Source organism: Methylobacterium sp. DB0501, assembly GCF_011043735.1.
GTDB classification, from domain to species: Bacteria; Pseudomonadota; Alphaproteobacteria; order Rhizobiales; family Beijerinckiaceae; genus Methylobacterium; species Methylobacterium alsaeris.
On the sequence record NZ_JAAKGV010000005.1, the window covers coordinates 1 to 19,636 of the forward strand.

Genomic DNA, 19,636 nt, shown 5'->3' on the forward strand with positions numbered 1-19,636 from the left:
GGCGGTGATCGAGATCCGAGTGAGGGTCGCGAAGTCGAAGGGCAGCGCCTCCGGCAGGGCGACCCGGCCGGCGGCGAGGTCGACGTAATGGGCGAAGGTGCGGCCGACCACCTCGGGCTGCTCGTGGATTTCCTTGGCCATGAAGTGGCGGTAATTGCCCTTGTCGACCAGGAAGGCCTGGGTGGCGATCTTCTGGCGCGGGCGGGCGACGACGTGGCCGGCGCCGTCGCGGATCTCGGCGCCGTCGCGGGTCAGGATGGTCCAGTCGCCCTCGTCGAGATAGGTGATCTCGTCGGTGAGGGGGCGAGCGCCAGGGCATCGGAGCCGAGATAGGTCTCGCCGTCGCCGAAGCCGACGGCGAGCGGCGCGCCGTGGCGGGCGCCGATGAGGAAGTCCTCCTGGCCGGCGAACAGGAAGGCGAGGGCGAAGGCGCCGCGCAGGCGCGGCAGGGCGGCCTCGACGGCGGCGACGGGGCCGAGGCCGGTCCGCATCAGGTGGGAGACGAGCTGAGCGACGACCTCGGTGTCGGTCTCGGTCTCGAAGGCGCAGCCCTGGGCGGCGAGCTCGGCCTTGAGCTCGCGGAAGTTCTCGATGATGCCGTTATGGACGACCGCCAAGCGCTCGGTGGCGTGGGGATGGGCGTTGGTCTCGTTGGGCCGGCCGTGGGTGGCCCAGCGGGTATGGCCGATGCCGATGGCGCCGGCGAGGGGGTTCTGGAGCAGCTTGAGCTGGAGGTTCGACAGCTTGCCCTCGGCGCGCCGGCGCTCGAGGCGGCCGGCCTCCAGGGTGGCGATGCCGGCCGAGTCGTAGCCGCGGTACTCGAGCCGGCGCAGCGCGTCGACCACCTGTCCCGAGACCGCCTCACGCCCCACGATTCCCACGATCCCGCACATGCCGCCATGCTCCTGTTGCGGAGGGTGAATGACCTTCCGGACGACCCGAGGTATCGGGCCGGCCTGCTCGGGCGCCATCCGATCGCGCTGCCGTCGGATGGCGCGCCATGCCTTGGATTTCGCTGAAATTCCTTCGACGAACCGGCATGCGTTTCGTCGAAGGTGCTCCCGCGCGATCGGCTCGCGCGACATCCGCCGGCGCCGGAGGGGTCGAAGGGGAGGGTGGTCGATGCGGCAGCCCCGGTCGCCGTGTCCGACGACCGCGCAGGGTCCGATCGACGGGGTTGTCAGACGATCGCGAAGTCGCTCGCCGTCAGGGTCGGCTTGTTGTCCAGGGTTGCGAACAGCGTCGGATTGCTGCCGGCCTGTGATCCGTCGGCATCGTAGTAGAGCGTGCCCAGCGCCTTGTTGTACAGGATGCGTGTGGCGGGATTCTCGGCAGCATTGGTCACGCTGGCCGGATTCGTCGAGCTCATGCTCTTGAAGGCGGTGCTGGCGAGCGTGCCGGTCGGGATGTTGAACACGCTGCTCGACAACTGGATCGTGTCGTTATTGCCCGTGGCCGACGGGCTGAAATCGGTGATGTGGTCGGCGTTTCCCGTCACGAGTGCGGCGCTGAACGCGAAGGTGTCGTTGCCCGCGCCGCCCGTCAGGGTGTCGGCGCCTGCACCGCCGTCGATGAAGTCGTCGCCGCCGAGCCCGTTGATCGTATTGGCCGCCGCCGTCCCGAAGATCAGATCCCGCGCCGCCGTCATCGTCGGTGCCGAGACTTCGTTGACCGCGATCGTGTGCTGACCCAGGCCCGACACGTTGAGGTCGAGCAGGTTGCCGGACAGGCTGGCGCTGTCGGCGCCGGTCACCTGGACGAACTGGTTCTGCGGCGACTTCAAGGTGACCTGGAATTTTCCCTCGCCGACGGCGGTGAAGCTGAGATTGGTGCCGTCGCCCGTGACCGACACGAGATCGGAGCGGTCGGCCAGCTTCGAGAGGTGCGTCACGTCGTCGGGCGTCCCGCCGAGGGCGATGTTGAAGGTGCCGCCGTCGCGGTCGGCGAAGACGCTGTCCTTGTCGTAGGCGTACCATCCGCCGACGTTCTTGATCGTCTGGCCCGCGCCGAGATCGAGCGCGAACTTGCCGAGATCACCCGTCGTCGCCGTGGTGACGGTGGCCGTCAGCACGCTGGTCGCGGCGTTCCAAGAGGTGCTTACATCGGATTTCTCGAGCGTCGAGACGCGCTGCGCCAGGTCCCCCAGCGTCACGAATTCGGATCCGGCCTGGTACGCACGCTGGATGAAATCCGTGAACATCTGCTGGGTGTAGTTCGACGCGACGCCCGGATCGAGCGGCCAGTTGGTCGGGCCGTAATCGTGCCAGGGCCAGACCACCACCGGCATGTCCGAGTGGGTCGTGAGGTCGCTCCATTCCGATGCCCATTTGGCTTCGGCCTGTGCCGGCGTGAGCTTCTGGTAGCCGATGAGGGTGAAATCGAACGACGTGTTGGGGGCGATGTAGACCTTCGAATCCGCGGCCGCCGGGCTCAGGTAGCCGATCGCTCCCGGATACCCGGCCCCGATCATCGACGCGCCGCCGGTCATGTAGGGATAGTACTGGGCGATGTTGCGCGACGTGGTGATATTCTCGCCGGCCCCGGGAACGGCGACGCCGATATTCGTCAGGCCGAGCTGCTGCTCGATCACCTGCCGCGATTGCTGGAACTCGAACTGGTACTGGGCCGCCGTCAGGACGTTCGTGTCCTCCGGGTGCGTGTAGGAGTGCGAGCCGATCTCGTTGCCCATCGCGAGCAGCTGATTGTAATATTTTTTCGAATATGTCCAGTCCGTATACTCTCCGTTGGCCTGGTTGTTGCCGATGTCGATGTAGTACGAGCCGACGAAGTTATAATCCTTCTTCCACTGCGCCAGGATCGGCATCAGTGCGTCGTAGATGCCTGGGCCGGAGGCCGGCTTCACGTCGTCGATCTGCATGGCCTGATCCATGTCGACCCGGGCGGCGACCACCGCCTTGTCGCGGCTCAGATGCAGGCTGACCTGTGGTCCGCTGGCCGGCGCCGTCACCCAATCGATGGCGTGCTGGAGCATGTTGTTGTCGCCCAGCATCCCCTCGGTGGCGAAGTGGACGTTGTTGCCGCCGGTCTTCGTCGCCAGCACGGCCGCCTGGGACTGCCCGTTCACGATCTGGTTGGCGAGCGTGGTGCCGAGACCGTCGGTGCTGGTGAAGTAGGAGGTCGAGATGCCGGAGTAGTTGCGGATGACCTCGCCGGGCGTATAGCCGGCCATCATCGGGTTCGTGCTCGACCCGGCCGCCACCTGGACGTTCACGCCGCTGGCATATCCGGTGAGATTGACGTCGAGCAGGGCCTTCATGCGCGCGTAGGAATCGCCCGGCAGGGCGGCGCCGGTCGCGTCGTTGGTCATGAAGTTGCCGGCCGCGATGATCCCGGTATGGTAGTTCTTGGTCAGCGTGGTGAGCGTGTCGGTGATCGCCCCGACCTTGTCCGCCGCGACGTTCTGGAACGAGGGGAACACCAGCGCGTCGTAGTTGACCAGCTTCGACAGGTCGGTGAGGTCGGCTTCGGAGAGCAGGTCGTACGGCACGCCGGCCTGCGCGGCCTGGTCCTGCGCCGTCATGAACAGCTGCGAGTAGGCGGTCGCGCTGAAATACTTGCTGGCGCTCGTCTCCGAGTAGACGATGCCGATCTTGTGACCGGTATAGGTCCGAGCCGGCAGCGTCGATTTGTCGGCGAGGGCGTAGGGGCCGGCGCTGTAGTCGCCGGGCAGGTAGGTGTTGTTGTCGACGTCGGCGAGAACGTTGAGCGCGGTCGTGTTCCCGATCTGCGCCACCGGCACGGTCACCTCGACGGTGGTATGGTCGGCGCTGTAGGCGTAGGCGAGCGGGGTCGGGCTGACCAGGTTCTGGCCGTCGGCCCCGGTATAGAGATAGGGCACGCCGTTCGTGAAATTGATATTATAGTCGTAGCCCGGGAAAAGTCCCCAGATATTGTAGCCGGTCGCGGTCGACTTGTCGGTGTTGAGCCAGATCGTCGAGCCGGTCGTGAGCGCCGTCGGCGCCTTCATGGCGAAGGTCAGATAGCCGCCCGAGAGATCGCCGTAGAGCTGATAGCCGGCCGGCACGCCGGTCGTCGTCAGGAGGTCGGCGCTGGTCCAGTCGGACAGATTGCCATCGATCGTGCGCATCGCGGTAGACTTCCTGTCAGAGTTGCTCGGCCAGCCGATCCCGCGGACGGCCCGTGCTGCGAGCCGAAGCGCAACGATCGTCCGGTTTTCCGGCCTGGACGCCCAAGATGCCGCGCACCAAGTTGCAGAGCATCGAGTTGCTGATCAGGGGCGGGGCGTGTCGAAGTTTCGTTGTTGCGAAAGGGAAGACATCATCGCATGCCGGCGGCATTGCTGGATATAATACTGAGGGGTTACTGGAATTACGCCTTGAAGGAGGGCCGCTCGGCACGGCCGATTTCCACGGCCGGCGGCACGTCCGCGACGAGGCGATCCCGGACCGCTGCGCCCTCCGGCGCGCATGCGTCCTCTCTCCCCTCCGGACGAGGACCGCCGGCCGTCGACAGGACGAGGACCGCCGCTTCCCGCACGCTGCTTTGCGCTAGGCGACCCGTCCAGGCGCGCAGTCGCGACGTGTCGCCGACGATGATGCGCGGCTCGTGCGGTCTGTAGCGAGCCGGATCGGCGCAGGTCGCGACGGCCTTGCCGGAGGCGGCGATCATCGCGTCGAGCAGGTCGCCGAGCCGGGTCGGAACGCCGGTGCAGACGTTGCAGGGGCCGGTGGCGTCGCCGGAGGCTGCCAGGGCCTCGAGCGCGATCGCGACGTCGTCGACGTGGATGAAGTCCCGCTGCGCGTCGAGGTTGCCGGTGGTCAACCGCCCGCCTGCGGACGGCATCCGGGCGATCTGAGCCGCGAAATCCGCGAGGGCCAGGTGCGCGGGCATGCCGGCACCGACCGGATTGAAGATACGCGCCAAGACGACCCGCGACCGCGTTTCGTCGCCAAAGGCGAGCGCGGCCCGGCCCTGGGCGAGCTTGCTGCGCCCATAGGCCGTGTAGGGCTCGCAGACGGCGTCCTCCCTCACGGGGACCCCGTCATGCGCCGCCGCCCCGTATTCCGCCGCGCTCCCGGCGACGACCAGCGTCGGATGCAGGCCCGTCCCGCGGAGCGCGTCGAGGAGCGCCTCGGTGAGGCCGAGATTGACCGATCGAAGCGTCGGCTCGTCGCCCTGCATGGCGCCGGCGAGGTGATAGACGACGTCGGGCCGCGCGCGGTCGAGAGCATGGCGCCACCGCGCGACGGGCGAGGGCGCGACGCCGTCGCGACGGCCCCCCTCGTCGGCCCGGAGGCTGACCGTCGCGACCGGACCGCCGCTGGCGCGCAGACGGCGCGCCAGCGCCTGGCCGACGAACCCGCCGGCCCCGCTGATCAGGCTGCCACCCATGGGATCACGAGGCCAGGAACTGGTTGCGCTCGCTCACGAACATCTGCTGCGCGAGCGCGAAGTCGTCGGGCCGGCCGATATCGAGCCACACGCAATCCTCGTGGTAGCAGTTGATGTCGCCGCCGGTATCCTTCACGCTCATGATCAGGCTCGGCATATCGAGGTATTCGTCGCTGATCAGGTGGTTGCGCACCGCATCCCGACGCAAGGCATAGACACCCATGCTCACGAAATGGCTGCTCGTGGGCTTCTCGCGATAGGCGGTGAGGCGGCTGCGCTGGTCGATTTCGATGAGCCCGAAATCGATCTTGACCTCTCTCTTGTACACGCCGACGGAAATTGCGGCCTCCGACCGATAATGCGCGGCCATCATCCTCTCGAGGCTGAGAGTCGTGAGGAGATCTCCGTTCGTCACGAAGAAATCGTCGTCCAGCTCGTCGAGCATGCTGCCGAGAGCGCCGGCCGTTCCGAGCGGCTTGCTCTCCAGACGATAGCGGATCTTGAGGCCGAGACGGTCGCCATTGCCGAAGAACGCCTCGAGTAAGTGGCTGAGATGGTTGACGGCCAGGATCACGTCGGTGATTCCGGCAATCTTCATCTGCCGCAGCAGCAATTCGAGGACCGGCATATCGTTGAGCGGCATCAGAGGCTTGGGAAACAGGGCCGAATAGGGATGGAGCCGGGTTCCCTTTCCTCCGGCCATGATGACGGCCTGCGTGATCCTGGGCCTGGGCACGGCATGGATGAAGCCGCTCGGCACCATCGTTTCACTGTCGTCGCGGGAGAGGAGGTCGTCGTGCATTCCGCGCCGAAGGTCGGCGTAGTCGTCCAGCCTGTGAGACATCGTCATCTCCATTCCCGATAGCAGAGCAATTCAGCGCGGGCAGCACCTCTTCGCTGAATTATCCTCGTGATATGTCAGGATCGGCGCTTAATTTGCAAGTAAACCGATGTGGGTATACATTTATGAGGAGTTAACTGTCGATCGTGCGTAGCCCGGCGCGGCACGAGTTCCGATCCCGGTCGCAATTGTCTGATCCGTCCGCAGGCCACCGCGAGCGCCCTGCTCTTCGGGCAGGGCCGCCCGCGCCGGCCCACGCTCGGCACGTCACTCATGCCACCATCAAAGGCGAGTCTTTCGAAGACAAATCCTTGGCCCACAGCGCCGCTTGAGTGCGATTGTTGAAATTCAACTTTCTCAGTATGTGCCTCACATGAACCTTGACGGTCGCCTCCGTGATATTGTGCTTGCGCGCGATCACCTTGTTCGAGTTTCCCTCCGCCAGGGAGGAGAGAATCTCCCTCTCGCGCTGGGACAGGCCGCCGGCGACCGTGGCGCGGGGCGCGCGCTGATCGGGAAAGGCGCGGGCGAGCAGGATCGGCAGGTTGCCCCTCGGCCGGACCGCAGACGGTGGGTTGCCCTCGTCGAGGACGTCCGCAAGCGTCGGGTCATGAACGATGACGCCGGTCAATACCGCCTGTATCGTGATGAGCAGCTTCTTGGGACTGCTCGCACGGTCCAGCATCGCGGCGGCTCGTGCACGCACATCGGGGTGCAAGCAGGTATCCATGCGGCGATCCATGAGAATCACCAGCTTCGTATCGCTGGACATCCTGCCGAGACAATCAGCATCGGACAGGATCGATCCACCGCTATCCGAACATACGATGAGAAGATCGCACTCCATGTGATCCGGCAGTCGCGGGAGGCAGCCGCTGACAGTGTACTCCGCCGAGCGGAGGAGCAGCGCCAATCCTTCCCTCAGCAGCTCGTCGTCGCCGACCACGACGACATCTGGATGAATGTTCATGTCCATGGCGTTTCCCTTCAGAAGTCAAGAAAGCACAGAACGGCATTACGCCCGTGCGATAATATTCGCTCTGCTTCCTCTGCGCTGACTATATTCAGCATCATTGACCTTCTGGATGCGCCGTTCCCAGCGCGGCCTCATTTGTTTCTTTTTAATGAACGGCAAAATTGACATACATTCGAGCGGACATGTTGTCGTGCTCGCCCCGATGCGTGTCGGGCAAAACCTGCATTGTCAGGAAAAACCCGTAAAAAACGGTGATCCCGGAGTGGCCGCCAACCGCGTGCCGGCCAGGATGGCCGCTGAGTCGCGTCGGGGCGCGAAAAGCGGGCGGATCCTGTCCGGCCTCGCATACCCTCGCGCGGCGGGGCCGCCCTGCGCCCCACGGGCTGAGGCGATCCTCACGAAGCATTACGCCCAGCATTTGTTAATGTTCCCTGCCTCGGGCAATCTAAATTGGTTCGGAGAAATTTTTATATCACAGTGCTTATATCACAGTGCATGCGCTGATTTCTTGATTGAGAATTTGCTCCGCCACTTCGGATTCGGTGGCCGGATTCACTATCAGTAGCGATCTCGAGTCGGTCTCTGCCTGCAACATGCCGCCCTGCGGCATGTTGCAGGCAGCAAGTAAAAACGGGGAGGACGTACAATGCGGCATGGCTCACACGGGGTCCGCCGTCGACACGCGCGACGTGCGGCGACTCTCCTTCTGGCGACCTGGGTGGTCCCGGGTAGCCTTGCCGCGGCCGAGGGCGGCGGGCATCCCGGCGCGGCCGCCGGGCGCCCCTTCGTGTCCGCGCGGAACGTTGCGGGAGAAGCGGGCGCACCGATCCGGCTGGCCATCGAGGTCGTGCCGCCTTCCAACAAGCAGATCGCCAGCACCTACCTGCTCGGCCTGCCCCCCGGTGCCCGGGTGAGCGACGCCACCCATACCGCCGCCGCCGCCGAGGAGGAATCGGTCATCGAGGTGACGCGGTGGAACCTGCCGGAACTCTCCATCACCGTCCAGCCGGGGCAGGTCGGGACCTTTGCCATGCGCGTCGCGGCGATGTCCGACGCGGTGGACGGCGGTGCGCAACAGGTCGTGAGTTCCGGCTTCACCGTCAGCACGCAAGTCCCTGATCCGCACGCGCCCAGACACGCCGTCCGGACCCAGGTCTCGCTCATCGACAAATCGCCCACCGATGGGTCGTCCACCGATGGGGCGACCGTCTCGAGGAGTACGGCCATCCACGTTCCGGCTCCCGAGCCGGCCGCAGCCCCCCCCTCGACGCCTAAGCCGCCGCGCCCCGAGCCGCGCCCCGAAGCGATTGCGCCAACGCCTCCTGCAGCTCCGCCACCGGCGAGCGCGTCGTCTCCCTCGGCGGCGGCCCCGGTCGCAGCCGCGGAGCCGGGCGCGACGGCGCTCGTCGGGCGCGCGGAGCAGCTGATCCGCCGGGGTGACATCAGCGGTGCGCGGCTCGTGCTGGAACGGGCGCTGAGCCGGAACGAGCCGCGGGCCGCGCTCCTGCTCGCCCAGACCTACGATCCGATCGTGCTGCGCACGTGGAAGGTGCTGGGTCTGCGGCCCGACCCCGAACGCGCGCAAGCCCTCTACGCCCAGGCGGCGCGGGACAACCCTGCCCAGCCGACGAATCTCGCTGCCTCTCCCCGCTGACGCCTCGACGATGACGGAGCACGCCGACGATGCCGACCCGCTCTCCCCTGCCTGCCGTGTTCGCTGCGGCAATCCTGCTGACGGCACCATTCTGGCACGCCCGCGAGGCCGACGCGCAAGCGTCCGCGCCGCGTGAGGCGATGACGGAAGCGATGCTCGGCGAAGCGATGAACGCCAACACCGTGTCGGTGATCACGGGGACGGCCGGAGGCACGTACTTCCGCATCGGCGCCGATCTCGCCTTCGTCCTCAACGACGGCGACAAGATCCGGGTCCTGCCGATCCTCGGCAAGGGTGCCGGTGAGAATGCCTACGACCTGCGTTTCCTGAAAGGGATCGATCTCGCCTTCCTGCGAACGGACACCATCGAGCAGCTGCGCCAGGACAAGCGCCTGAAGAACGTCGAGCAGCATATCCAATACGTCGCAAAGCTGTTCGATGACGAGCTCCACGTCGTCGCCGCCAAGGAGATCGGCGATGTGCGTGGGCTCGCCGGCAAGCGCGTCACCTTCGACGTCAAGGGCAGCGGCACCGACTATAGCGGCCGCGCCATGTTCCGCGGCCTCGACATCGCGGTGACGGCGATCAACGTCGACCAGCCCACCGCCTTCACGATGCTGCAGAAAGGCGAGGTCGATGCCGTGGTCTCGGTGGCGGCCAAGCCCGTTTCGGTCGTCGCCGGCTTCGATCCGGGCGACCGCTTCCACCTCGTGAAGGTCCCGTATCCGGGATCGATCAGCGATGCCTACGTGCCCGCCACGCTCACCAGCACGGATTATCCGAAGCTCGTCGACGGGGCCGGACCCGTCGAAACGCTCGCGGTCGGGACCATCCTGGGGGCCTACAATCATCCGAAGGGCTCGGAGCGCTACCGCAAGCTCGAGCGGTTCGTGGAGGCCTTCTTCGGTCAGTTCGACAAGTTCCTCGCGCCGCAACGGCACGCCAAGTGGCGGGAGGTCAATCTCGCCGCCACGGTACCGGGCTGGACGCGCTTCCGGCCCGCCCAGGACTGGCTCGATGCGCGCCGGGAGGACGTCTCGCCCCGGGCCGATATCGAGCGTTTCCTCAGCGAGCAGCCGCAAGGGCTCAGGGCCGACAAGGACCAAGTCTACCAGGCCTACCTGACGTGGCGCCGTCTCAAGGATACGGCGCAAGGATCCGCGCGCCGCTGATCTCCCCGTGGAGGGATGGGGCCGAGCGTGACGCAGGCCGCCCCGGTTTCCAGGTACGGCGTCAGGTCCGCTCCGTGATCTTGCTCCGCGCCGGACCGTCGGCCCGTCGTCGAGGTCGGGATCCGCGCGACCCTGCGTCGATGTCGAGCGCCGAGGCTGCCGTGCCGCGAATAACGGGGCACGGAGCCCCATGAACCGTGAGCGGCGGGTTTCTTCCTTTCCCCGCCGCTCGTCATCCCCGCCTTCGTATCGTCGATCGGGTCGACCCTCCGTCCGGCGACGACATCGGTCTCATTCCTTCACGCGATACATGCGCCATCTTCGACCATCGCTGCCGAGGTACCGCCATTGTCGCAATTCAGCTGTGCTCATGATGGGAGCGTGATCGAGGGAATTCGATTATATTTTGGCCTATTGAAAATTTTCGTAGTTCTGTTGGAAGTGCATCGAGATATTTCTTATTGATTTCGATCACAATCATCGTTAATCAGATAAGCGAAATCTGATCGATTTGTTCGTGAAAATCTCTCGAAAGGGAATGTCATGCCCCGGTTTTACTTCGATTTATCTGACGAGATTCAGACGATTATCGATGAGCAGGGGGTGTGTGCCAATACAAGCTATGAGGCGATTCTCCACGCCCAAGAGGTCATTCGAGAAATGCGCGAAGAAGGCGACGAAAATTTTTTTGATAAGGGGTGGTCCTTCAAGATCAGATCGGAGGACGGAATGATCGTAAATGTGCTGCCAATTTAATTATGTTGAACGTAATTGGCGAAATATATTTTAATTTTAAAAATTAATTTTACTCTCTCGATTGAAATTGGCGCATAAGACCCAGTCCCATGACATGTCGAAATGTCGGAAAATATTTCCGACAATCGCACTGTTTTCCGATTGCCGGCATGTGATCGCAATGAGGTAGACGGAAGACATTGCAAGGGCCCGCTTGGTTGATCCTGGCCTTCGATCCTCTACCCGTTTCTCCTGAAGCTGTATGCGGATGGCGGGTGCCAGGTCCGGGAAGCGTTGGAACGGGTGTGCCCATCTGTGACGCTGGAGATCGTCAAGCGCCCGGATCACGCGGTCGAGTTCGATGCCCTGCCCAAGTGCGAGATCGTGGAACGGACGATCGGCTGGCTCAATCGGTGCCGGCGGGTGGCGGATCTACGCCTTGCTTCCGTCTGGGTCATGTTGAGAAAGCTTTACCAGAAATCAATGCAGCCTAGCACAAACACTTGGAGATTTAATTTTATCGGAAATAAAGCTTTCATAGAACTAGTTCGGGGGCATAAAACCCTCCTGACTACACCGCGTCGTAGCAGGCCCGCCGCAGGGGTGGCGGGTCCCACAAGATCCGCTTCGCGCAGCAGCTTGGCTGCACCGGGTCTCATCGCACGAGTGCGATGAGACCCGGACTCGCGGCTTGCCTAACCCCGCGCCCAGGACCGGTCAGCCAAACGTAGCGCCCGGTTTTCTGAATGCCGTGTTGGCGATCGGTCCATGCGCGTGGTTCACGCCCATGGACCGAAAGATCCCGCCGGCAGAACTCTGGCCTCTCGTGCAAAGCAAGTAAATTTGAGCATTATCAAAGAAAACCGATCCCTACACCAGTCTGCAGCAACGTTTCTCGGACATGCTTGGCGACTGCCGGCCAGGTAAAATTCTCAATGGTTGATGCAAATCCATCGCCACCAAACCGAGTGCATTTTTCGTCATTTATCATAATATCTTCCATTGCAGCAGTAAGCTCCTCATCGGACTCGACGAGATATCCCCCACCGGTCTTTTGTATCAACTCACGAAACGAATAGCATGCGGCGTTCGCGATGACGGGCTTCTTAAAAAGCCATGCCTCACATAACACTATCCCAAAACTCTCGCTGGTGCTCATAGAAATCAATCCTTTACAGGCCGACAGCGCTCCAAGCACCACATCTCGTGGCTGAGGACCGAGATAATATACACCGGCAACATCAATTACTTCCTTGTCTTCGTCTTGACCTATCATAACCAAGTCAAAGTCGCTCCTCGATTTGGATGCCATATATGCACGTATAGCAGCATCATATCCTTTAGAAGCAGTTTTGCGCCCTAAAATAAGATAAAATGGACGGGTGCTTTTGTGCGCGCTTCTAAAGCTTCGAATACAAGTTGGACTTCCAAGATCTCCAATATTTACACCCCCACCAGGTACCACCGTCGAGTAGCCATGACGACCCATCTGCTGAGCGACCACATCTGAAAAAAAGATATTGGCAGAGGAACGTTCGAAGGCCTGAAAGTAGCTATTCCAATAGTAAAATCTGTCATCACCATGAAAATGCGGCAAGGTAACAATTCTACCGCGGTAATTAATTGACTCAAGAGCATTAACAACTTCTGGTATAGTATTAAATGGAATCCCTTGTACAATTATGTGGGTATAATTGTGTGCAAATTCTTTTATCCAGCGAATCTGGTCGTTCGACGTCGGTCCGCGAACTTCATTAAATTTTGCATCAAGGGTCATGTTGCGCGCTGATGCAACTTTATCCAATGTTTCCATCCATTTTTCTAAATATTTGACGCCTATGATTTGATCGTTTCTGACGCTCAAGTCACACACTTGCGACTGATGCATATCATCAGATAAAACTTCGATGCGCTCAATATAAAGACCAAAGACTCGGTGATCGAGATCAGATGTATGTTCGGGAACTTCGATATGAATAGCCAATATATCAGGCCAAGAGTGCGTTTCAATCTTAATTTTCAACTCAAACCAAGTATCAAGCTGAACTGAAAAATTCTTTATTACCTTACCGTCGATATCACGAATGGAGACAAGTGCTGCCTTTGGCACACTGCCGAAACCTTTCAATATAACGTATCGAGAATTAGATTTGATTGCAAAAGCAAATCGTGGAGCGGACCATCTGCAAAAACCATTTTCGGTTCGCTCAGCGTCGTAGAACCCGCTCAACAAAGCGACTCCATGTTGACCAAGGAGAGCTTCTACAAAATGAGAAAAAACTAGTTCCTCTTCATTTTTCCAAAAAAGTTCGAGCTCCTGACAATTTTTAATAGCAGCAGATTTATCTATCTCAGACGGCATGAAGTAGAACTGTTGATCGAATAATTCAGCGACCCGTGAGCTTGCCCTCCCGGATTTAACGGTATATGTAGATCCAAAATGATATTGATTTGTAATATCATCAATATTTGTTGCGGATAAATCAATCCACTCAAAACTATCACGAATTTCTTTTAGAATTTCTATTAAGTATTCTTCAGCGCCCCCTCGCGAGGGTTCTGTGTACCTGTAAGTTACAACAAGCAATGACGGCTTATTTATAGTACGCTGTGCTCGAGGAAAATTATCAATATAAGATTTATAATCTTTACTTACAGCAGGCCATGTCAACGCTCGTTTCACATAAGAATAAGCATTCTTCGACATTCTATCTATTTCTTCGGGATATAGAGATAATCTTTTTATCTCCCGTGCGAATTCCGATCTCACAGCAATTTTTCCGGATCGTGTCTCTTCGATCCGGAACCCACGCGCCCCAGTCGGAGTATTTATTGTTGCAAGACCATGAGCCATGTAATCAGGAAGTTTCAAACTCGAACCACCACCTTCATCCACAGGATTGAGAGCAAGGTTCCATTTAAGCATTGTTTTTGTTTTTTCGAAATCATTAAGCACTCCCATTAGTGTAACGTTCGGCGGCACTACATCACTCAAGGCAGAACAGACGCCGCCGACTATTTCAAATTGGATATTAGGTAATTTTTTAGCAAGATCGTAACAGATAAACTTGGCCGCATCGATATTCGGGCTATGCGACGAAGCGACGAAACCACATACGAATGTACCAACTCGAGCGATTTTCGACTCAGATTCTGCCGACTCGATTAGGTTAGACCCATTGGCACAAACAATGACATGATTCCCCTTGGAGCGAAAAATTTCAGCATCCGCTTCCGTTACGCACACAACCATATCGGCAAACTTGCAAACCAATGCCTCCAGATCGTTAACAAAATCAGTTAGTTCAGTGAATGATCTATGATTTTGTAACAATTGCGTTTTAAGTGCAGATTCCACATTGTGTGCGCTATATATAATCGGAATATCTTGGGCATTGGATTTAATGACATCAATCAGAGATCCCATATAACAATGCTCAAGCACAATAACGTTAGTGCGACGTACAAAGTACTTGCACAAGCGCCGAAGAAGGTAGTTACTTGGAGCAAACAACGCAGCCACGATATCATTCGCCGAAACCTGCTCGCCCGCAGCAATTTTTCGTTCAAAATAAAGATGCGCAGGTGTTTTCGGTATAGTTACTTTTAAATTTTTTGGACCTATCAAATCGACCTTGAAGCTGTCACTAAAGGAAATTAGAATATTTCTTCCGCGCTGACAGTTAATGATCTGCATTATTCGGGCGGCTCCTCCCCATTCCCCTGTCCCAATATCATAATCATTAACAAATAAATTAACTCGATCGTCATAATACTCTTCACTGATCGACGTTCTTATGTTATTCTCGAAATGTTTGCATATTGCTTGCCAAGAGTAGGTACTCTGTACCTCGACTCGTGCCGCCAGAGCGACCGCACGTAACCGGTGTTTGTCAAAAATTAGCTCGTTTAGACGATCTGCAAACTGCGCCCGATCAGACACGAAGACACAATTCGCGGGGTCGATCTCTAGTCCGCGAATCCCTTCAACAGTTGTCAGCATCGGAACGCCAAAAGCCATTGCTTCAATTGATTTGAGGCTTGTACCAGATCCAAGTATAACTGGATTTATTAGAATTGTTGTTTTTGATAATAACAAAAACTTTTCTGACGGTTGTAGGTGTCCAACAATTTCGAGGTTTGATGGTGCTTCCAAGCCTTTGAGGTGATCGCATACAGCGCCTGCAATAATGAAATCGGCATCAGGAACTTCAGAAGCTATTGAAAATATCTGTTGCGCAGCTTCGACATTCGGATAATGCGCCGATCCTAAGAAGGAAACCACAGGTCTCTGATAAAAAATCGAATCTTGATTGCTTTGTCTTATGTCGTAAACTTTCTGTGCCTCGCTCTCATCATAACCGTTGGCACAGATCGATATCTTATGTGGAGACACGCCGTAAAAAACTTCAAATTTCTCTGCGTCGGCCTGAGATGTTGCAAATATCCGATGGGCGCGATGACAAAGATTTCCCTCGATTCGCATTAGTTTTAATATAGATTTATCAAACCCACTTCCTCTTACGACCGAAGATAGCAGGCTTGCCTCGAAATTGTGGGAATTATAGATCTCCGGGCCAAATATTCCATCAGAGAAAATTGGTTCCGAAAATGGAAACTCATGTATGATAAAATCGACCTCTGAAGCGATCTCTCGGGCCACCATCCTTAATTTGCAGCTGGAATCAGCGACAGCAAGTGCAAACGCGAGGCCGGACATTTCACCTTCAATTCCAAGATTTGTTAGTGCTTCATAGGCATTTCTCCAATCAATATCCTTAGGAAAACGTATTTCTTTAAATGATTGAGAGTGATTTATTTCTTCATAACGCGCGCCGAAATCAGTTGAGGTGATCATAATTATTTCATTAGATTTAGCCAATTGATTATACAAATAATACACTCGCATTTCGCCACCGCTGAGAGGCGGATAAAAGCAAGGAAAAAAATTGAGGACGAGAAATTTAGCCATTTGAGATTCAGCCTGTATTTCTTTATGATAGCCTAGTGATATTACAAACGTTCTTTTGTATATTTATAATAGACCCCCTGCTCAGCAAATTTGTTTAGCGCTTCTGCATATTTTATTACTAAATCTTCCACTGAAGATGCTTCTGTTAAAGAGCTTGAAAAAAAATTTGTAAATTCCGAATTTTCTTTCTGCGCAGACGCATGGATGAATTTAGAAATTTCTTGTGACGATGCGCTATCAGATATCTCTGAGATGGTTTCGGTACGGTAGGTGTTGTTTCCGGTATAATCTTTTATATAGCATATTATAGAAAATTTATATTCTTTTTTACTATCTATGCCTCGCGATATAATCGAAATTTCACTCTTATTGATTGATTTTGACACTAAGGCATCTCTCTCTAAACTATTCCGAATTGACTCCATATGTCGTGCTACTAAGGATTCAAACATCGAATGCTATCCTATACGAAATCTTTTTTTTTATATCATGCTTGGTGCTAACCAGGCAAGGACCCAATCCCCGATAATGACCAAACATAAACAATTGAGACAAAAGCGAATAGAAAAATATATTTGCCATATCTGCAAATATATAAATTGTTTATCAAAATTATATACTACATAAAAAGAGAATCGGGAATATGCTATAGTGAGCAAAAGCGCCTTATATTTCGCTTTATCTTGTAAACGGGCCGTGGACTCGTTCGCCTCCCTATTGTTTCGGCGATCTAACGCTCGCTTGATCGGAAGCATGTCGCATATGCGCTTCGTCGAATCATTCGCGGAGCGTGTTCGAGGAACTCCGCCAGAAGCGGTACGCGAGAAGGGATGACGCGGTTGGCATGAAAGCGTCGTATCGAGTTTGCCGAGACCGCTCAACGAGAGCGATATGCCATCGACAGCCCTGCCACCATCGTCCGGCTGCGTCGGCCTGAGGAAATCGACGATCCCCCTCGAGGTGCGGAGGGAAGGCGCCCGCTGCCTGCTGTGAGCAGGCAGCGAAAATTTCCCGGTCGGTGCCCTGGCCCGCGGCGGCGGGATGCCCCCGATCCCTCGGGCTCGTCCATCCTCAGCCACCATGCCAGTCGACGTGTATCGGTCGGGAGCGACGAGGATGGTCCTGCCCGGAGAACTCCTCATCATCCTGGACCTGCCCCGACAGGGCCTGTCCGTCACCGCCATCGCCCGCCGGACCGGCCGCGACCCCAAGGAAGGTCCGTATTGCCATCGGAAGCGGATTGTGGCTGCAATCCGGCCGGTCAGCAGGCTCACGTCGACTTCCCCCGCTTCGTCGTCACCGTCACGGGCGGCACCGGACACGGCCGGCGCCGTCCGGCCGTTCACGCCGGTGCTCGGCCATTCCCGGCCCCGCATTCGCCGGGCGGCGCAATCCGCGTCACGGTCAATCACAAGCGGCCCGCCCGCAAGCCCGAATACGGCGAGGTGCGCGGGAAGGTGGAGGTATTCAACCAGGACGGCGAGACGCCCGCCCGCTACGACCTTCTCACGATGCGCGTCCGGACCGGTGCCGCTTGAGCGGAACGGGTTTCCGCATCGCGAAAGCGGTGGGGCAGCGCTCGTCGGGCGATCGACCGGAGCCCCGATGCCCCCCTGGCAGCCCGGTTGTACGGCCGGGGGATTCGACGTAAGTCGCTGTGTTCGTTTCGTTCCACTTCGGTCGAGGACGGGGCGGGGAGGGCGGATGCCGGCGGTGCTGCGCTCGCCCGGGACGGGGAGACGGTGTGAGCGACGCGCGCGGATCCTCGGCGGATCGCAACGGAGAGGCCCGGGGAGAGGCTTTGGTCTCGCGCCTGTTGATGTCGCGTCTCATGGACACGCTGCCCCTGCGCTCGGGCGGCTTTATCGTGACCCTCTACGGCGACGTCGTCGAGCCGCGCGGCGGCCGCCTGTGGATGGGCAACATCGTCGAGACCTGCCGGATGGTCGGCATCAGCGAGACGCTGGTGCGGACCGCGGTGTCCCGGCTGGTGGCCGCGGGGCAGCTCACCGGCGAGCGCCAGGGCCGGCGCAGCTTCTACCAGCTCACCGAGGCGGCGCGGCGCGAGTTCCTGTCCGCCGCCCGGACCCTGTTCGAGCCGCAGCCGGAGACCGGCTGGCTGTTCGTCTGGCTCGGGCCCGACCAGGCCGGCGAGGCCGGGCCGGCCTTGGAGCGGGCGGGCTTCGCCCGCCTCGGGCCGCAATGGATGCTCGGGCCGGCCCGTCACCGGCCGGCGGATCCCGCTCTCGTGGTCTTCGAGGCCGGCGCCGCAACGGGGCCGAGGCTCCGGGACCTCGTCACCGCGCAGTGGGACCTTGCCGCCTTCGGGGCGGCCTACGATACCTTCCTGGCGGCCTTCGCGGGCATCAAAGACGCGCTCGATGCCGGTCTGCGCCTGGCGGATGCCGAGGCGCTGCAGCTCCGGCTGCTGCTGGTGCACGCCTATCGCCACGCGGCGCTGCGGGATGCGCGTCTGCCCGCCGCTACCCTGCCGCCCGACTGGAGCGGGCACCGTGCCCGCCGGCTGTTCGCCGACCTCTACCTGCGCCTTTCGCCCGCCGCCGACCGCTATGTCGGGCGCCACCTCCTGGCGGGCGACGGCCTGCTGCCGGCGCAGACGGCGGAGACGATCGGCCGGACCGCCTCCCTCGCCCGGATCCGCGACGAGGCCTGACCCGCTGCCGGCTTTCCCGCTCGCGGACGGTGCCGGATCGAGACATTACATCAAACCACAAAATTGGCTTTGCGATGTGATGCTTTCGATGATACACAATCGGGCAAACGACCGGTCCGGCCGGCATGGCCGCCCCCCATCAGGGAGAGCGGCGGAGCCACGGGCTTCGGGCCGGCTCCCGGGTTGCCCCGGTCCGCATTCCGACAGGAGGGTCTCGCATGTATGCGCAGCTGGTGAAGACGGACAGCACGCATGTCCGCGGTCTCGACGAGATGTCGGCCGAGGAGCGCGCGTTCCAGGAGCGGATCGACCGTGGCGAGAAGATCGAGCCGAAGGAATGGATGCCCGAGGGCTACCGCAAGACCCTGATCCGGCAGATCGGCCAGCACGCCCATTCGGAGATCGTCGGGCAATTGCCGGAGGGCAACTGGATCACCCGTGCGCCGACCCTGGAGCGCAAGACGATCCTGCTCGCCAAGGTTCAGGACGAGGCGGGCCACGGGCTCTACCTCTACTGCGCCGCCGAGACGCTCGGCGTCAGCCGCGACGAGCTGATGGAGCTGCTCCACGCCGGCAAGATGAAGTATTCGTCGATCTTCAACTACCCGACCCTGACCTGGGCCGACATGGGCGCGGTCGGCTGGCTTGTCGACGGCGCGGCGATCATGAACCAGGTGCCGCTGCAGCGGACCTCCTACGGCCCCTACAGCCGGGCGATGATCCGGATCTGCAAGGAGGAGAGCTTCCACCAGCGCCAGGGCTACGACATCATGATGACGATGGCGCGCGGCACCCCGGCCCAGAAGCACATGGCGCAGGACGCCCTCAACCGGTTCTGGTACCCGGCGCTGATGATGTTCGGCCCGTCCGACAAGGATTCGGTCCATTCGGCCCAGTCGATGGCCTGGAAGATCAAGATGAACACCAACGACGAGCTGCGCCAGAAGTTCGTCGACCAGACCGTGCCGCAGGCCGAGCATCTCGGCCTGACGGTTCCCGACGAGAACCTGCGCTGGAACGAGGAGAAGGGCGGCTACGACTTCTCCGAGCCGGACTGGAGCGAGTTTTTCGAAGTCATCGCCGGCAACGGCCCGTGCAACCGCGAGCGGCTGGGAGCCCGGGTGAAGGCCTGGGAGGACGGCGCCTGGTTCCGCGACGGGCTCAAGGCCCATGCCGACAAGGCGGCGCGCCGCCCCGCCATGGCCATCGCGGCCGAGTGACGGATTGAGCGGGCGGCCG

At 59.5% G+C, this 19,636-nt stretch carries 12 protein-coding genes and 3 pseudogenes; 8 read left to right on the forward strand and 7 right to left on the reverse strand.

The window, feature by feature from the left end:
* From G4G93_RS08885 to G4G93_RS08905, 5 genes and pseudogenes are all read right to left on the reverse strand, one after another.
* A pseudogene (locus tag G4G93_RS08885) lies at positions 1–893 on the reverse strand (glutamine--fructose-6-phosphate aminotransferase); the annotation flags it as partial.
* 287 nt (positions 894–1,180) lie between these two features.
* Complete coding sequence (locus G4G93_RS08890) at positions 1,181–4,108, reverse strand: polysaccharide deacetylase family protein (protein ID WP_165083252.1); 2,928 nt, start codon at positions 4,106–4,108, stop codon at positions 1,181–1,183.
* Between the two features lie 242 nt (positions 4,109–4,350).
* Entirely contained in the window at positions 4,351–5,373 is a 1,023-nt protein-coding gene (locus G4G93_RS08895; RefSeq protein ID WP_165083254.1) for an NAD(P)-dependent oxidoreductase, read from the reverse strand.
* A gap of 4 nt (positions 5,374–5,377) precedes the next feature.
* A complete protein-coding gene (locus G4G93_RS08900) occupies positions 5,378–6,217 on the reverse strand; it encodes a sugar phosphate nucleotidyltransferase (RefSeq protein WP_246736635.1) in 840 nt (279 codons plus the stop codon).
* Between the two features lie 268 nt (positions 6,218–6,485).
* A complete protein-coding gene (locus G4G93_RS08905; protein ID WP_165083256.1) occupies positions 6,486–7,190 on the reverse strand; it encodes a LuxR C-terminal-related transcriptional regulator in 705 nt (234 codons plus the stop codon).
* A gap of 109 nt (positions 7,191–7,299) precedes the next feature.
* Between G4G93_RS08905 and G4G93_RS08910 the strand changes: the two genes are divergently transcribed.
* The 5 genes and pseudogenes from G4G93_RS08910 to G4G93_RS35800 form a co-directional block, all read left to right on the forward strand.
* Positions 7,300–7,755 (forward strand): hypothetical protein, encoded by a 456-nt coding sequence (locus tag G4G93_RS08910; protein ID WP_165083258.1) that lies wholly within the window; start codon positions 7,300–7,302, stop codon positions 7,753–7,755.
* Positions 7,756–7,977: 222 nt separating this feature from the next.
* The gene (locus tag G4G93_RS08915) at positions 7,978–8,844 is read left to right on the forward strand and encodes a hypothetical protein (protein WP_165083260.1); all 867 of its coding nucleotides are present in this window, start codon (positions 7,978–7,980) and stop codon (positions 8,842–8,844) included.
* 29 nt (positions 8,845–8,873) lie between these two features.
* Positions 8,874–10,016 carry a TAXI family TRAP transporter solute-binding subunit gene (locus G4G93_RS08920; protein ID WP_165083262.1) on the forward strand — a complete coding sequence of 381 codons (1,143 nt, stop codon included), beginning with the start codon at positions 8,874–8,876 and terminating at the stop codon, positions 10,014–10,016.
* A gap of 543 nt (positions 10,017–10,559) precedes the next feature.
* Positions 10,560–10,772 carry a DUF6894 family protein gene (locus G4G93_RS36725; protein WP_395414428.1) on the forward strand — a complete coding sequence of 71 codons (213 nt, stop codon included), beginning with the start codon at positions 10,560–10,562 and terminating at the stop codon, positions 10,770–10,772.
* Positions 10,773–10,988: 216 nt separating this feature from the next.
* Positions 10,989–11,222 (forward strand): annotated as a pseudogene (locus G4G93_RS35800) (IS5/IS1182 family transposase); the annotation flags it as partial.
* Positions 11,223–11,604: 382 nt separating this feature from the next.
* Here G4G93_RS35800 and G4G93_RS08925 read toward each other — a convergent pair.
* Positions 11,605–15,723 (reverse strand): glycosyltransferase, encoded by a 4,119-nt coding sequence (locus G4G93_RS08925; protein WP_165083264.1) that lies wholly within the window; start codon positions 15,721–15,723, stop codon positions 11,605–11,607.
* Between the two features lie 41 nt (positions 15,724–15,764).
* Positions 15,765–16,175, reverse strand: a complete 411-nt coding sequence (locus G4G93_RS08930) for a hypothetical protein (protein WP_165083266.1) — start codon at positions 16,173–16,175, stop codon at positions 15,765–15,767.
* 664 nt (positions 16,176–16,839) lie between these two features.
* On the opposite strand from G4G93_RS08930, the pseudogene G4G93_RS36730 reads away from it, so the two are divergent.
* The 3 genes and pseudogenes from G4G93_RS36730 to paaA form a co-directional block, all read left to right on the forward strand.
* Positions 16,840–17,091: pseudogene (locus G4G93_RS36730) on the forward strand (hypothetical protein); the annotation flags it as partial.
* A gap of 463 nt (positions 17,092–17,554) precedes the next feature.
* Positions 17,555–18,397 carry a PaaX family transcriptional regulator C-terminal domain-containing protein gene (locus G4G93_RS08945; protein ID WP_246736636.1) on the forward strand — a complete coding sequence of 281 codons (843 nt, stop codon included), beginning with the start codon at positions 17,555–17,557 and terminating at the stop codon, positions 18,395–18,397.
* A 218-nt stretch (positions 18,398–18,615) separates the two neighbouring features.
* The gene (gene paaA, locus G4G93_RS08950) at positions 18,616–19,617 is read left to right on the forward strand and encodes a 1,2-phenylacetyl-CoA epoxidase subunit PaaA (protein ID WP_165083270.1); all 1,002 of its coding nucleotides are present in this window, start codon (positions 18,616–18,618) and stop codon (positions 19,615–19,617) included.
* The last annotated feature ends 19 nt before the right edge of the window (positions 19,618–19,636 follow it).

Coding starts and splice junctions, on each gene's coding strand:
- G4G93_RS08925 (WP_165083264.1), bottom strand. CDS start 15,723: ATGGCTAAATTTCTCGTCCTCAATTTTTTTCCTTGCTTTTATCCGCCT.
- G4G93_RS08900 (WP_246736635.1), bottom strand. CDS start 6,217: ATGTCTCACAGGCTGGACGACTACGCCGACCTTCGGCGCGGAATGCAC.
- G4G93_RS36725 (WP_395414428.1), top strand. CDS start 10,560: ATGCCCCGGTTTTACTTCGATTTATCTGACGAGATTCAGACGATTATC.
- G4G93_RS08905 (WP_165083256.1), bottom strand. CDS start 7,190: ATGGACATGAACATTCATCCAGATGTCGTCGTGGTCGGCGACGACGAG.
- G4G93_RS08920 (WP_165083262.1), top strand. CDS start 8,874: ATGCCGACCCGCTCTCCCCTGCCTGCCGTGTTCGCTGCGGCAATCCTG.
- G4G93_RS08930 (WP_165083266.1), bottom strand. CDS start 16,175: ATGTTTGAATCCTTAGTAGCACGACATATGGAGTCAATTCGGAATAGT.
- G4G93_RS08945 (WP_246736636.1), top strand. CDS start 17,555: ATGGACACGCTGCCCCTGCGCTCGGGCGGCTTTATCGTGACCCTCTAC.
- G4G93_RS08890 (WP_165083252.1), bottom strand. CDS start 4,108: ATGCGCACGATCGATGGCAATCTGTCCGACTGGACCAGCGCCGACCTC.
- paaA (WP_165083270.1), top strand. CDS start 18,616: ATGTATGCGCAGCTGGTGAAGACGGACAGCACGCATGTCCGCGGTCTC.
- G4G93_RS08895 (WP_165083254.1), bottom strand. CDS start 5,373: ATGGGTGGCAGCCTGATCAGCGGGGCCGGCGGGTTCGTCGGCCAGGCG.
- G4G93_RS08910 (WP_165083258.1), top strand. CDS start 7,300: ATGCGCCGTTCCCAGCGCGGCCTCATTTGTTTCTTTTTAATGAACGGC.